General features: G+C 43.4%; 11 protein-coding genes and 10 tRNA genes. All 21 read left to right on the top strand.

Features of this window, described 5'->3' with window-relative positions:
- Positions 1 to 22: 22 nt before the first annotated feature.
- The 21 genes from AC4HAF_RS07885 (at position 23) to purF (ending at position 14642) form a co-directional block, all read left to right on the top strand.
- Positions 23 to 96, top strand: a tRNA-Arg gene (locus tag AC4HAF_RS07885).
- A 50-nt stretch (positions 97 to 146) separates the two neighbouring features.
- A tRNA-Pro gene (locus AC4HAF_RS07880) sits at positions 147 to 220 on the top strand.
- Between the two features lie 5 nt (positions 221 to 225).
- Positions 226 to 299 (top strand) — tRNA-Met (locus AC4HAF_RS07875).
- 20 nt (positions 300 to 319) lie between these two features.
- Positions 320 to 393: transfer RNA gene (locus tag AC4HAF_RS07870), tRNA-Ile, on the top strand.
- Positions 394 to 406: 13 nt separating this feature from the next.
- Positions 407 to 496: transfer RNA gene (locus tag AC4HAF_RS07865), tRNA-Ser, on the top strand.
- A 108-nt stretch (positions 497 to 604) separates the two neighbouring features.
- Positions 605 to 678: transfer RNA gene (locus AC4HAF_RS07860), tRNA-Met, on the top strand.
- A 7-nt stretch (positions 679 to 685) separates the two neighbouring features.
- Positions 686 to 758, top strand: a tRNA-Phe gene (locus tag AC4HAF_RS07855).
- Positions 759 to 763: 5 nt separating this feature from the next.
- Positions 764 to 834, top strand: a tRNA-Gly gene (locus AC4HAF_RS07850).
- Between the two features lie 27 nt (positions 835 to 861).
- Positions 862 to 935: transfer RNA gene (locus tag AC4HAF_RS07845), tRNA-Ile, on the top strand.
- Positions 936 to 944: 9 nt separating this feature from the next.
- Positions 945 to 1032 (top strand) — tRNA-Ser (locus AC4HAF_RS07840).
- A gap of 63 nt (positions 1033 to 1095) precedes the next feature.
- Positions 1096 to 1914, top strand: coding sequence for a rod shape-determining protein MreC (mreC, locus tag AC4HAF_RS07835; RefSeq protein ID WP_491097316.1), 819 nt, complete (start codon positions 1096 to 1098; stop codon positions 1912 to 1914).
- Position 1915: 1 nt separating this feature from the next.
- Positions 1916 to 2437: a rod shape-determining protein MreD gene (mreD, locus tag AC4HAF_RS07830; RefSeq protein WP_491097314.1), complete on the top strand. Its 522-nt coding sequence runs from the start codon at positions 1916 to 1918 to the stop codon at positions 2435 to 2437.
- Between the two features lie 96 nt (positions 2438 to 2533).
- Complete coding sequence (locus AC4HAF_RS07825) at positions 2534 to 3925, top strand: CHAP domain-containing protein (protein WP_491097313.1); 1392 nt, start codon at positions 2534 to 2536, stop codon at positions 3923 to 3925.
- 126 nt (positions 3926 to 4051) lie between these two features.
- The gene (locus AC4HAF_RS07820) at positions 4052 to 5020 is read left to right on the top strand and encodes a ribose-phosphate diphosphokinase (protein WP_491092268.1); all 969 of its coding nucleotides are present in this window, start codon (positions 4052 to 4054) and stop codon (positions 5018 to 5020) included.
- 93 nt (positions 5021 to 5113) lie between these two features.
- On the top strand, positions 5114 to 6289 hold the full coding sequence (locus AC4HAF_RS07815) for a pyridoxal phosphate-dependent aminotransferase (protein ID WP_491097312.1): 1176 nt from the start codon (positions 5114 to 5116) through the stop codon (positions 6287 to 6289).
- The gene (gene recO / locus AC4HAF_RS07810) at positions 6279 to 7043 is read left to right on the top strand and encodes a DNA repair protein RecO (RefSeq protein WP_491097311.1); all 765 of its coding nucleotides are present in this window, start codon (positions 6279 to 6281) and stop codon (positions 7041 to 7043) included. The genes AC4HAF_RS07815 and recO overlap by 11 nt, the downstream gene beginning before the upstream one ends.
- 120 nt (positions 7044 to 7163) lie before the next feature.
- Positions 7164 to 8171 carry a phosphate acyltransferase PlsX gene (gene plsX, locus AC4HAF_RS07805; RefSeq protein WP_491097310.1) on the top strand — a complete coding sequence of 336 codons (1008 nt, stop codon included), beginning with the start codon at positions 7164 to 7166 and terminating at the stop codon, positions 8169 to 8171.
- Complete coding sequence (locus AC4HAF_RS07800) at positions 8164 to 8409, top strand: acyl carrier protein (protein ID WP_491092264.1); 246 nt, start codon at positions 8164 to 8166, stop codon at positions 8407 to 8409. The genes plsX and AC4HAF_RS07800 overlap by 8 nt, the downstream gene beginning before the upstream one ends.
- A gap of 120 nt (positions 8410 to 8529) precedes the next feature.
- Positions 8530 to 9237, top strand: coding sequence for a phosphoribosylaminoimidazolesuccinocarboxamide synthase (gene purC, locus AC4HAF_RS07795; protein WP_491097309.1), 708 nt, complete (start codon positions 8530 to 8532; stop codon positions 9235 to 9237).
- A 6-nt stretch (positions 9238 to 9243) separates the two neighbouring features.
- A complete protein-coding gene (locus AC4HAF_RS07790) occupies positions 9244 to 12969 on the top strand; it encodes a phosphoribosylformylglycinamidine synthase (RefSeq protein WP_491097308.1) in 3726 nt (1241 codons plus the stop codon).
- 218 nt (positions 12970 to 13187) lie between these two features.
- A complete protein-coding gene (gene purF, locus AC4HAF_RS07785; protein WP_491097307.1) occupies positions 13188 to 14642 on the top strand; it encodes an amidophosphoribosyltransferase in 1455 nt (484 codons plus the stop codon).
- The last annotated feature ends 32 nt before the right edge of the window (positions 14643 to 14674 follow it).

The raw sequence follows: 14674 nt of genomic DNA, 5'->3' as shown, positions 1-14674 counted from the left end.
CCGGTCCTCGGCATAAGGGAAGGCACCCTTGGCTCAACTGGATAGAGTACCTGACTACGAATCAGGCGGTTGCAGGTTCGAATCCTGCAGGGTGCATGGACGAGTGATTGGCTTTAGGCTGATGATTTGTTTTTAGGGGGAAGGAACGGGAAGTAGCTCAGCTTGGTAGAGCACTTGGTTTGGGACCAAGGGGTCGCAGGTTCGAATCCTGTCTTCCCGATATTTGGCGGTGTAGCTCAGCTGGCTAGAGCGTCCGGTTCATACCCGGGAGGTCGGGGGTTCGATCCCCTTCGCCGCTATAGTTATTTATGGGTGTTTTGGACCTTTAGCTCAACTGGTTAGAGCACTCGGCTCATAACCGAGCGGTCGTAGGTTCGAGTCCTACAAGGTCCATATGAATTGCCGTGGAGGATTACCCAAGTCCGGCTGAAGGGAACGGTCTTGAAAACCGTCAGGCGTGTAAAAGCGTGCGTGGGTTCGAATCCCACATCCTCCTTGAGATAAGAGGACGTTAAGAAATCCGGATAAACTGGACAAGCGTGACTAATGCGCAGGGAAGGTATTTTTTTACAGGATTTTAGTCTGATTATAGTTATTATATTATCGCGGGATGGAGCAGTTAGGTAGCTCGTCGGGCTCATAACCCGAAGGTCGTAGGTTCAAATCCTGCTCCCGCAATAAGTCAGGCTCGGTAGCTCAGTTGGTAGAGCAATGGATTGAAGCTCCATGTGTCGGCGGTTCGATTCCGTCTCGCGCCATTTTAGCGGGTGTAGTTTAGTGGTAAAACTACAGCCTTCCAAGCTGTTGTCGCGAGTTCGATTCTCGTCACCCGCTTTTATAGAATAAGCCAAGCAGTAGCTTGGGCGCGTAGCTCAGCTGGTTAGAGCGCACGCCTGATAAGCGTGAGGTCGGTGGTTCGAGTCCACTCGTGCCCATATATATTTGGAGAATTACTCAAGAGGCTGAAGAGGACGGTTTGCTAAATCGTTAGGTCGGGAAACTGGCGCGGGGGTTCGAATCCCCCATTCTCCGTAGTTAAACGAGATTATCTGTTGATATCTCGTTTTATTTATAGCTTGTGTGCGGGTGGTTGAAATGAAAAAAATTAGGTTATCGCGTTTTATTGTTTTTGTTGTTACGGCGTTGCTGGCAATTTCAATAGGACTTTTTTTTATTTTTCAGGATTCTATTGTTATGAAATCTGTGTCTAAACCGGTGAATACTGCGGTTTCCAGTGTTGATGAAATTCTGAATTTACCATTTCAGCTGATCGATGGCACTAAACGGTTATTTAATGCAAATTCGGAAAATAAAACACTAAAGCGTAAGGTAGAACAATTCGAAGGGCAAAAAAGCGAAATAGAAAAGCTGAAAGAAGAAAATACAGCTCTTAGGAAAACGCTGAAAATTAAAAAGTCCTTTCCCGATCAAACAGTTCTGTCTTCTAAAGTTATCGTTCGCTCACCTGTTTCCTGGCTGGATGTTTTAACCATAGATTTAGGAAAAAAAGACGGAGTTAGTAAAAACATGATGGCTCTTTCCAATGGCAGTTTAATTGGGAAAGTTGCACAGATAACCGCTGGCTCAAGTTCTGTAAAGTTACTTTCAAATACTAAAAATATTGATGAAATCCCTGTTAAAATTGCTGCTAAAAAAGGAGATGTTTTTGGTATTTTAACGCATTACGACTCTGAGTCCGGGACCTTTGAAATTACACAGCTGACCTCCTCTCTTAAAGTTCAAAAGGGAGATGCCGTTACAACCAGCGGTTTAGACGGTCAGAGCACAGAAGGAATTTCTGTTGGCAAAGTTGTCTCTGAGGAAGATAATTCCATCAATCTTTCGCGAAAAATCATTGTCAAACCGGCTATTGATCTATCAGATATTTCTCATGTAATCTTGGTAGGTGATTAACATGTCTGTCTTTAAAAATAAACCTTTTGCTGTTTTGTTAGCTTTTCTTCTTTTGCTTTTGGATGGTCATCTTTCCTTATTATCGCGGGCTTTGTTCCACAATCAGTTTATTGTCTCCAGTCATCTTTTGATCCTTTTCTTCTTATTTTATACCATTGTTTTTAATCCTTATTTTGTTTTTATCTTGGCCTTTCTTTTAGGAATCATTTATGACTTTTACTATTTAGGAATCTATAATTTTGGCATCATGACTCTGCTCTTTCCGCTGATAGCAGTCGTTATGATTAAGATCTGGAAGCACATCAGCAGCGAGAGACCCCTGTCGCGTTTCTTGGTTTTCTTTATCCTGATTTTCTTTCTTGATTTTATCAGTATTGCCATAGCCTATTTTTATCAATTGACAGCCTATCCTTTAAATGATTTTGTCACTTATAATCTGGCACCGTCTTTGATTTTCAACATGCTTGCCTTTCTTTTGTCGCAAAAACTATTAGAGAAGACCTATCTTGAAAGGCGTCATTAAAGCTTTTTAAATAAAAATGTAATAATGCCGTAATATATAAAGCGGCTTTTTTTGATATAATAATAAAGTCTTATCGAAAAAGGAGTTATATTTGTAATGAAAAAAAGAATTTTATCTGCAGTTTTAGTTAGTGGTGTGACACTTAGCTCTGCGACAGTGTTGTCATCTGTAAGTGCTGATGATTTTGATTCACAAATTGCGTCGCAAGATGCTAAAATTAATAATTTAAATGCTCAACAGCAAGCAGCGCAAACACAAGTCAATACTATTCAGGGACAAGTCAGTGCCCTGCAGACTCAGCAAGCACAATTACAAGCTGAAAACCAAAGACTTGAAGCACAGTCTGTTGTTTTAGGGAAAGAAATTCAAACTCTTTCAAATAAGATTGTTGCACGTAACGAATCTTTGAAAAAACAAGCTCGCAGCGCTCAAAAGAGCAATGCAGCGACAAGCTATGTTAACGCTATTGTTAATTCAAAATCAGTTTCTGATGCTATCAACCGCGTTTCAGCTATCCGTGAAGTTGTTTCAGCAAATAAAAAAATGCTTAAACAACAAGAACAGGATAAAGCAGCTGTTGAACAAAAGCAACAACAAAATCAAGCAGCAATTAATACTGTTGTAGCTAACCAAGCAGCAATTGTTCAAAATACAAATGCTTTGACAACGCAAAAAGCGCAATTGGAAGCAGCTCAATTAAACTTGCAAGCTGAATTGTCAACTGCACAAAATCAAAAGGCTACTTTGGTTGCTCAAAAAGCAGCAGCTGAAGAAGCAGCTCGTCAGGCAGCAGCAGCTCAAGCGGCGGCTGAGGCTAAAGCAGCAGCAGAAGCTAAAGCTTTACAAGAACAAGCAGCCCAAGCACAGCAGCAAGCGGCAGCAAATCAACAAACACAAGAAGAACAGCCGGCTGCTGATACAAATGCTCAATCAAACAATGAAGCACAAGCTTCACAAGCGCAACCTGCTCAAACACAGGAAACGCAAGAACAAGCAGCTCCAGCAGCACAACAAACAACTGAGTCCGCAGCTCAAGCTTCAGCAGCTAATAATAATGCCGGACAACAAAGCCAAAGTGCTGCGCAAACTCAAACACAAACACAAACTCAACAACAGCAAACTGCTCCAGCTGCAAGCACAGCAGCACCGGCAGCGTCAGCATCCAATACATCTTCTGCAAACACATATCCAGTTGGTCAATGTACTTGGGGTGTTAAATCATTAGCGCCTTGGGTTGGCAATTACTGGGGTAATGGCGGCCAATGGGCAGCCAGTGCAGCAGCAGCAGGGTACAGAGTTGGTTCTACACCTACAGCCGGCGCTGTAGCAGTATGGAATGACGGCGGTTATGGACACGTTGCTTATGTTACAGGTGTTCAAGGCGGTCAAATTCAAGTTCAAGAAGCTAACTATGCTGGAAATCAATCTATCGGTAACTACCGTGGATGGTTCAATCCAGGCAGTGTAAGCTATATCTATCCAAACTAAAAAGCTATGTAAAAAGATAAGATGCGTCTTATCTTTTTATTTTTTGTCAAAATATCCTCGTAAATCTAATTGAAAAATTACGGTAAAAACGTTAAAATGGTAAGGGATTAAAACTTTGGAGGAATTATGTCGTATTCTAATTTAAAATTGTTTGCCCTGTCTTCAAACAAAGAATTAGCAGAAAAAGTAGCCAAGACAATTGGAATCAGTCTTGGAAAATCAACTGTCCGTCAATTTTCTGATGGGGAAATTCAGGTTAACATTGAAGAATCTATTCGCGGGAAGCATGTTTTTATTTTGCAGTCAACCAGTTCACCTGTCAATTACCATTTAATGGAAATCTTAATTATGGTGGATGCTCTTAAACGTGCCAGTGCTGAAACAGTCAGTGTTGTGATGCCTTATTACGGTTATGCCCGTCAAGATCGAAAAGCACGTGCCCGTGAACCAATTACCTCCAAATTAGTTGCCAATATGCTTGCAGTAGCAGGAGTTGACCGTTTGCTGACAGTTGACTTGCATGCTGCGCAAATCCAAGGATTTTTTGATATACCAGTTGATCACTTGATGGGAGCCCCTTTGATTGCTGACTACTTTGTCCGCCGCGGCATGTGCGGCAGTGACTATGTCGTTGTCAGCCCTGACCATGGCGGTGTAACGCGTGCCCGCAAGCTGGCTCAATTCCTCCAAACGCCGATTGCGATTATTGATAAGCGGCGGAATGTCAATAAAATGAATACCAGCGAAGTGATGAATATTATTGGGCATGTTTCGGGAAAAACCTGCATTTTAATTGATGATATGATAGATACGGCGGGAACCATTGCCCATGCTGCAGATGCTCTTGCCGAAGCTGGGGCAACAGCGGTGTATGCTTCCTGCACCCATCCGGTACTGTCAGGCCCTGCTTTAGATAATATTCAGAATTCTGCGATTGAAAAGCTGGTTGTTTTAGATACGATTGATTTACCACAGGAACGTTTGATTGATAAGATTGAGCAAATTTCGATTGCAGACCTCATTTCAGAAGCTATTATTCGTGTACACGAAAAACGGCCGCTTTCGCCTTTGTTTGAATTTACTTATCCACAATAAAAGAAGAATCGCTGTTTAGCGATTTTTTTATGGGGTGAAAAAGCAGATTTTTTGGTGTATAATAATGATAATATATTTGTAAGAGGTGTTTTTATGGATTTGAGTACACGTTTTAATAAGAATTTGGACCGAATTGAAGTTTCTATGATTCGGCAGTTTGATCAGTCGATTTCAGATATTCCGGGGATTTTGAAATTAACTTTGGGTGAACCGGATTTTACAACACCAGAACATATCAAGGAAGCTGCCAAGAAGGCCATTGATGCTGATAAAAGTCACTATACGGGTATGGCAGGACTTTTGGAATTGAGGCAGGCAGCCAGTGCTTTTGTCAAAGAAAAATATCATCTGAACTACAATCCGGATAATGAAGTTTTAGTTACTATTGGTGCCACTGAAGCTCTGTCAGCTGCTTTAACAGCTATCATAGAACCTGGGGATAAGGTTCTTTTGCCGGCGCCTGCTTATCCCGGCTATGAGCCTATTGTCAATTTAGTCGGGGGAGATGTTGTTGAAATTGATACCAGAGCCAATGATTTTGTGCTGACGCCTGAAATGCTTGAAAAAGCCATTGTAGCCGAAGGATCGGCGCTAAAAGCAGTTATTCTTAACTATCCTACAAATCCAACGGGTGTCACCTATTCGCGTCAGCAAATAAAGGATTTGGCTGCGGTTCTTAAAAAATATAATATTTTTGTCATCAGTGATGAAGTTTATGCGGAATTAACTTATACCGATGAAGCACACGTTTCCATTGCGGAATATTTACCGGAACAGACGATTCTGATATCCGGTCTGTCCAAGTCGCATGCAATGACCGGCTGGCGTTTGGGTTTGATTTTTGCTCCGGCTCTTTTAACAGCGCAGTTAATTAAGAGCCACCAGTATTTGGTTACTGCAGCGACTACCAGTGTTCAGTATGCAGCTATCGAAGCTTTGGTAAATGGTAAAAATGATGTCTTGCCAATGAAGGCAGAATATATCAAACGCCGTGATTATATCATGGACAAGATGAAAGAAATGGGCTTTAAAATAATTAAACCTGACGGAGCCTTCTATATTTTTGCTAAAATTCCGGTTGCTGAAGGTCAGGACTCCTTTAAATTTTTGCAGGATTTTGCCAGAGAAAAGGCAGTAGCCTTTATTCCAGGTGTTGCTTTTGGCAAATACGGCGAAGGCTATGTCAGAATTTCTTATGCAGCCAGCATGAAAACGATTAAGGAAGCTATGAAACGCTTGAAAGAATTTATGGAGCAGTATGCAGACTAAGGAAACCAGAGGCTTGGTGCTTTACAATCGCCATTTTCGTGAGAATGATAAATTAGTCAAAATTTTTACGGAAAGTTCAGGCAAGCACATGTTTTTTGTACGTCATGCCGGCAATTCACGACTGTCTTCGGTTATTGAGCCGCTGACGGTGGCTAATTTCATCTTAAAGATTAATGACACAGGACTTTCTTATATAGAGGATTATAAGGAAGTCTCTCTTTTTAAGGAGATTAATGCTGATATCTATAAATTAGCCTATGCCAGCTACCTTGTTGCTTTAGCGGACGCCGCTATTCCGGATGCCAGTTTTGATGCCAGTCTTTTTGCCTTCTTGGTTAAGACACTGGAGTTGATGAATGAGGGACTTGATTATGAGATCCTGGCGAATATCTTTGAAATTCAGATTCTGGAACGTTTTGGCGCTCAGCTCAATTTTCATGAATGCTGTATTTGCCATCGTGTAGGGCTGGCTTTTGATTTTTCCCACCGCTATTCGGGATTGCTGTGCCCTGAACATTATGAGAAAGATGACCATCGCAGCCATTTAGATCCCAATGTGCCTTATTTGCTGGATCGTTTTCAGTCTCTTCGTTTTGAAGATTTGCAAACCATTTCTGTCAAAGCCGATATGAAAAAGAAGCTTCGGACATTTATTGATGGTCTTTACGAAGACTATGTGGGACTTCATTTAAAAAGCAAAAAATTTATTGATGATTTGGATAATTGGGGCAGCGTGATGAAAAAAGATGACTAGCTAATGGGTGACAATCTGGCTCAGTGTCTACGCTCAGACAGATTTGTCATTTTTTTGTAACGTTTAAAGTCCTTTTGTTCATGGTATAATTAAGGATAATTGTAAAAAAAGGAAATCAGAATGAAAAAAATTGCAGTTGATGCTATGGGGGGAGATAATGCTCCTCAGGCTATTATTGAAGGGGTTAATCAAGCCTTAACAGAGTTTTCGGATATTGAAATTCAGCTCTATGGAGATGAAACAAAGATTAAGCCCTACCTTCAGACAAATGAGCGCGTCACCGTTATTCATACGGATGAAAAGATTGATTCGGATGATGAGCCAGCTAAAGCTGTCCGCAAGAAAAAAAAGGCCTCTATGATTTTAGGAGCGCAGGCAGTTAAAGACGGCAAAGCTGACGCTGTGCTTTCTGCAGGAAATACAGGAGCCCTGCTTGCAGCCGGTCTTTTTGTTGTCGGCCGTATTAAAAATATTGACCGTCCGGGTCTCATGTCCACTCTTCCAACAGTCAATGGCCAGGGATTTGATATGCTTGATCTGGGAGCCAACGCTGAAAATACAGCCCGCCATCTGCATCAATACGCTATTTTAGGGTCTTTTTATGCGCAAAATGTCCGCGGCATTGCTAATCCGCGCATCGGCCTGCTCAATAACGGAACTGAGTCGACTAAGGGAGATTCGCTGCGCAAGGAGACTTTTGACCTTTTATCAGCGGATCGGTCGCTTAACTTTGTCGGAAATATTGAAGCGCGTGATTTAATGAACGGTGCTGCTGATGTTGTTGTTGCCGATGGTTTCACGGGAAACGCAGTCCTGAAAGCTATTGAAGGCACAGCACTCGGTATTATGGGGCAGCTGAAAACGTCTATTAAAAAAGGCGGCCTTAGAGCAAAATTAGGAGCCCTTTTACTGAAAACCAGTCTTTATGATTTGAAAAATAATTTAGATTATTCAGGTGCCGGCGGGGCAGTACTTTTCGGACTTAAGGCACCGGTTGTTAAGTGCCATGGCTCAAGTGACGCCAAGTCTGTTTATTACACGGTAAAACAGATTCGCACAATGCTTGAGACTGATGTCGTCGGTCAATTAGTGGGAGAATTTTCTAAAGAGGGGGATCAGCATGACTAACAGCGAGATTTTTGCAAAGCTTTCTGCTCTGATTAAAGAACAGCTGCACGATGAGACATTAGAGGTGACTAAAGCGACCGCTTTTCAGGATGATTTGGGAGTCGATTCGATTGCTCTCGTGGAGTTTATCATTACCTTGGAAGATGAATTTAATCTGGATATTCCTGATGAGGATGTAGAAGATATCCAAACGATGGGAGAATTGACAGATTACCTTGATCAAAGATTTAAAAAATAAAATCGTTCGTTATATGCGAACGATTTTATTTTTATTATGTAACAAAGTTTGTTAAATCTTGAATTATGGGCCTTCGTGTGTTAAAATCTAAGGGAGAACATAGGAAAGGCGAACGATTTAATGACCAGAGAACTTATTTATTCGGGTAAGGCCAAGGATATTTTTGCAACGGAAGACGAAAATGTGATTATTGCACAGTACAGGGATCAAGCAACTGCTTTTAACGGGGTTAAAAAAGAGCAGATCGCAGGCAAGGGACAGTTAAATAATCAGATTTCGTCTTTAATTTTTGAAAAATTAAATGCGGCAGGAATTGCCACTCACTTTATTGAGAAAATTTCAGACACGGAGCAGTTAAATAAAAAAGTTGATATCATTCCGCTTGAAGTGGTTCTTCGTAACTACACTGCAGGTTCTTTTTCCAAACGTTTTGGCGTTGAAGAGGGCATTAAACTGGATGTGCCGATTGTAGAATTTTACTATAAGAATGATGACTTGGATGATCCTTTTATCAATGATGAACATGTCAAATTTCTGGGTGCTGCTGATGATGAAGACATTTCTTATATCAAGGCAGAGACGCGCCGCATTAATGAACTGCTGTCCGGCTGGTTCCAGCAAATCGGTCTAAAACTGATTGACTTTAAATTGGAATTTGGCAAAGACAAAGACGGCAACATTATTTTAGCGGACGAGTTTTCACCGGATAACTGCCGCCTCTGGGATGCACAAGGCCATCACATGGATAAAGATGTCTTCCGCCGCGGGCTGGGTGAGCTGACAGATGTCTATACGGTCGTTTTAGAGAGATTGAAGGGAATCAAGTAGAAAAGTATGGATAAACGTATTTTTGTTGAAAAAAAGCCGGCATTTCGCGTTAAATCGGAGTCTTTGGTCAAGGAGCTGAGCCACAATCTACAGCTAAAAACGCTGTCAGATTTGCGAATTGTACAGGTTTATGATGTTTTTAATTTGTCTGAGGAGCTCTTTGACAGAGCTGAGAAGCACCTTTTTTCGGAACAGGTGACAGATGCTATTTTAACTGAGGAACAGGTGTCTGAAGCTCTTGATAGCTCTGCTTACTTTGCTATTGAGGCGCTTCCCGGTCAGTTTGACCAGCGTGCGGCCAGTTCTCAGGAAGCGCTGTTTCTGCTTGGTGCAGCTGATGATGTGCGGGTTAATACAGCTCAGCTGTATTTGGTGAATCAGACGGTTGAAGCAGCCGAATTGGAAGCAATCAAAAATTACTTACTGAATCCGGTTGATTCACGTTTTACGGATATCAGAGCGGAAATTCAGCCGCAGGAATTTTCCAGTTCTGGTAAAACAATACCAAAGCTTGATTTCTTTAGTACTTATAAGGCGGAAGATTTTGCTGCTTACAAGGCTGAGCAAGGCTTGGCTATGGAAGTGGATGATCTGCTTTTTATCCAAGATTACTTTAAACAGCTGGGCCGGGTACCGACGGAGACAGAGCTCAAGGTATTAGACACTTACTGGTCGGATCACTGCCGGCATACGACATTTGAGACAGAGCTGAAATCTATCGATTTCTCAGCGTCGCAATTCCAATCACAGCTGCAGGCAACCTATGATAAATATCTTGCCATGCGCCATGAATTAGGACGTGATGACAAACCGCAGACACTGATGGATATGGCAACTGTTTTTGGCCGTTATGAGCGCGCAAACGGGCGTCTCGATGATATGGAAGTGTCTGATGAAATCAACGCTTGTTCAGTTGAGATTGAAGTGGATGTTGACGGTGTCAAAGAGCCTTGGCTCTTGATGTTTAAAAATGAAACCCATAATCATCCAACCGAAATCGAGCCTTTTGGCGGTGCGGCAACCTGTATTGGCGGTGCTATCCGTGACCCGCTGTCCGGACGTTCTTATGTTTATCAGGCCATGAGAATTTCAGGAGCGGGCGATATTACAAAGCCGGTAGCAGAGACGCGTCAAGGGAAGCTTCCGCAGCAGGTTATTTCCAAAACAGCAGCGCATGGCTATTCTTCTTATGGCAATCAAATTGGTCTGGCAACAACTTATGTCAAGGAATATTTCCATCCGGGCTTTGTGGCTAAACGAATGGAGCTCGGTGCTGTTGTAGGTGCCGCGCCAAAAGAAAATGTGGTTCGCGAAAAGCCTGTAGCCGGTGATGTTGTCATTCTTTTAGGGGGCAAAACCGGACGTGACGGTATTGGCGGTGCGACTGGCTCTTCTAAAGTTCAAACGGTTGAATCTGTAGAGACAGCAGGTGCGGAAGTACAAAAAGGGAATGCTATTGAAGAGCGCAAGATTCAGCGTCTTTTCCGTAAACCTGAAGTGACAACCTTAATTAAGAAATCTAATGATTTTGGTGCCGGCGGTGTCTGTGTTGCTATCGGCGAATTGGCTGACGGTCTGGAAATTGACTTGGACAAGGTGCCTCTGAAATACGCTGGTCTTAATGGTACGGAAATTGCTATTTCTGAATCCCAAGAACGAATGTCTGTTGTGGTTCGGCCTGAAGATGCTGACCAGTTTATGGCAGAGTGTGCCAAGGAAAATATTGCTGCTGTTGTTGTGGCGGCTGTGACGGGAAAACCAAATCTGGTCATGACTTGGAACGGCGAGACTATTGTTGATATTGAGCGATCCTTCCTTGATACGAATGGGGTGCGCGTGGTTGTTGATGCCAGTGTCGTTGACAGCGGCGTCAAATTGCCTGAAGAGCGAGTAACTTCAGCAGAAACCCTTGAACAAGATACTTTAGCTGTTCTTTCGGATCTCAATCATGCCAGTCAAAAGGGTCTGCAGACCATTTTTGACTCCTCAGTCGGCCGTTCAACGGTAAATCATCCGCTGGGCGGGCGTTACCAAATCACTCCGACAGAAAGTTCTGTGCAAAAGCTTCCCGTTCAAAACGGTATTACTAAGACAGCTTCTGTCATGGCGCAAGGTTATAACCCTTACATTGCAGAGTGGTCACCTTATCACGGTGCTGCTTATGCCGTTATTGAAGCGACAGCTCGCTTGGCTGCAACAGGGGCAAATTGGTCTCGTGCCCGCTTTTCTTATCAGGAATATTTCCAGCGCATGGATAAGCAAGCAGAGCGCTTCGGTCAGCCGGTAGCAGCTCTGCTGGGGTCCATTGAGGCTCAAGCTCAGCTGGGTCTGCCGTCCATTGGCGGTAAGGATTCGATGTCCGGTACTTTTGAAGACCTGACAGTGCCGCCGACATTGGTTGCCTTTGGGGTGACTACGGCAGATGTTGATCATGTGCTTTCACCGGAATTCAAGCAAGCCGGAGAGACAATCTACTATCTTCCGGGGCAGGCGCTTGCTGAGGAAATCGATTTTGCAGCTATTAAAGCTAACTTGACAACCCTGTCAAGCATTCAAAGTAAATATAAGCTGACGGCCGCTGCCGCTGTGAAATACGGCGGTGTGGCAGAAAGCCTTGCGCTTATGAGTTTTGGCAACCATATTGGTGCCGAAGTTGAGTTTGAAAAACTTGACAGTATCTTGACAGCACAATTGGGCGGCTTTCTCTTTACCAGCTCTGAAGATATTTCAGAAGCTGTGAAAATCGGCCAAACCAGCCCTGAGTTTAATCTGACTGTCAATGGCACAGTCCTTGACGGATCGGCTCTTTTAGCGGCTTTTGAAGGCAGGTTGGAAGATGTTTATCCGACCGAATTTGAACAAAGCGCAGCGCTGAAAGAGGTACCGGAGGTTGTTTCTGATACTGTTATTAAGGCAAAAGAAAATGTGGCTGAGCCTTTAGTATACATTCCCGTCTTTCCGGGCACCAATTCTGAGTACGACTCGGCTAAGGCCTTTGAACAGGCAGGAGCAAAGGTTAATCTGGTTCCTTTTGTGACCTTGGATGAAGCAGCCATTGCCCAGTCTGTTGACATCATGGCTGACAATATTGACAAGGCTAATATCATTTTCTTTGCCGGCGGCTTCTCTGCGGCTGATGAGCCGGATGGTTCAGCCAAGTTTATTGTGAATATCCTGCTCAATCAAAAAGTTCGTTCTGCTATTGATCGTTTTATTGATCGCGGCGGTCTGATCATCGGTATTTGTAACGGTTTCCAGGCTCTGGTTAAATCTGGCCTGCTGCCGTATGGCAATTTCGACAATGCAAGTGAGACAAGTCCGACCCTCTTTTATAATGATGCCAACCAACACGTGGCTAAAATGGTTGAAACACGCATTGCCAATACCAATTCGCCGTGGCTGGCAGGTGTTGAAGTTGGTGATATCCATGCTATTGCAGTGTCACATGGTGAAGGGAAGTTTGTTGTGACGGCAGAAGAATTTGCAGAGCTTCGCGACAATGGCCAGATTTGGAGCCAATATGTTGACTTTACCGGCCAGCCGAGCATGGATTCAAAATATAATCCTAACGGCTCTGTCCATGCTATTGAAGGCATTATGAGCAAAAACGGTCAGATTATTGGTAAGATGGGGCACTCAGAACGCTATGAAGACGGTCTTTTCCAAAATATTCCAGGCAGCAAAGACCAAAAACTCTTTGAAAGTGCAGTGAAATATTTTACAGGAAAATAAGACTGACGGAGTGAGCGAAAACAAACTCTGAAAAAGCTGCTTTTGGTCTCAGCAAAGAAAGCGAAAGTGCAAAATTACGATTTGTGTTTTACTTCCTCAGAAATTTTGCTATGTTAAGACTGACTTTCCATGGATTTCTAAAACAGTCCGGCGGACTGTTTTACCTTTCATCCGTGCTGCCTAAGGAAAGGTTTAAAAAATAAAAGGTATATGCAAAAATGACATACGAAATAAAATCTCTTAATGAAGAATGTGGATTGTTCGGTATTTGGGGCCATCCTCAAGCTGCACAAGTGACCTATTTTGGGCTTCACAGTTTACAGCACCGCGGGCAGGAGGGAGCCGGTATTCTATCCAATGATCAAGGCAAGCTCCTGCGTCACCGTGACACAGGTCTGGTATCAGAGGTGTTTAAAGATCCGGCTGACTTAGACAAACTTAAAGGTCAGGCAGCAATTGGGCATGTTCGCTATGCAACTACGGGAGAAGCCTCGATTGACAACATTCAGCCCTTTCATTTCAAATTCTATGACATGGCTTTTGGGCTGGCTCATAATGGCAATCTGACCAACACCAAAACGCTGAAAAGGGAATTGGAGCAAGACGGAGCTATCTTTTCATCATCATCGGACACAGAAATTCTAGCCCATTTGATCCGCCGCAGTCACAAGACTGACTTTGTTGATAAGGTGAAAGAAGCACTCAATAAGGTAAAAGGCGGTTTTGCTTACCTGCTTATGCTGGAAGATAAAATCATTGCCGCTCTGGACCCTAATGGTTTCAGACCGCTTTCCATTGGTCAGACGGCTAACGGAGCGATTGTGGTTTCCAGCGAAACCTGTGCTTTTGAAGTTATTGGTGCCGAGTGGCTGCGTGATTTAAAACCGGGAGAGATTGCCATTATTGATGAATCCGGGGTTCATTATGACAGTTACACAGATGAGACTCAGCTGTCTATCTGCTCCATGGAATATATCTATTTCTCACGTCCTGATTCTGTTATTCACGGAGTGAATGTGCATACCGCTCGGAAAAATACCGGCCGGCGTTTGGCTCAGGAATTTGCACATGAAGCAGATATTGTCGTTGGGGTCCCCAACTCCTCGCTTTCAGCTGCCAGCGGATTTTCCGAAGAATCGGGTTTGCCAAATGAAATGGGTCTGATTAAAAATCAATACACTCAGCGAACCTTTATTCAGCCGACGCAGGAATTGCGCGAGCAGGGGGTTCGTATGAAGCTGTCGGCCGTGTCCAGCATTGTCAAAGGCAAGCGCGTGGTTATGGTAGATGATTCTATTGTCCGCGGGACGACCAGCCGCCGTATTGTCCAGCTGCTGCGGGATGCCGGTGCAGCTGAGGTTCATGTTGCTATTGCCAGTCCGCCGCTTAAGTACCCTTGTTTTTACGGTATTGACATTCAGAGCCGCCGCGAATTGATTGCGGCTAACCATACCGTTGATGAAATCCGGCAGATTATTGGGGCAGACAGTCTGACCTACTTGTCTATTGATGGCTTGATTGAGTCTATCGGGCTGCAAACAGAGGCACCCAATGGCGGTCTTTGTGTGGCTTATTTCGATGGTAAGTATCCGACACCGCTCTATGACTATGAAAAAGCCTATCTTAAGAGTTTAAAGGAAAAAACAAGTTTCTTTATTGATGAAGTGAAGTAGCTTTTGGCATGTTTTAAAAAGCAGAGGACTTT

The sequence above is a fragment of the Streptococcus sp. ELY_90 genome (assembly GCF_058314475.1).
This window is presented reverse-complemented; position numbering and strand designations above follow the sequence as displayed.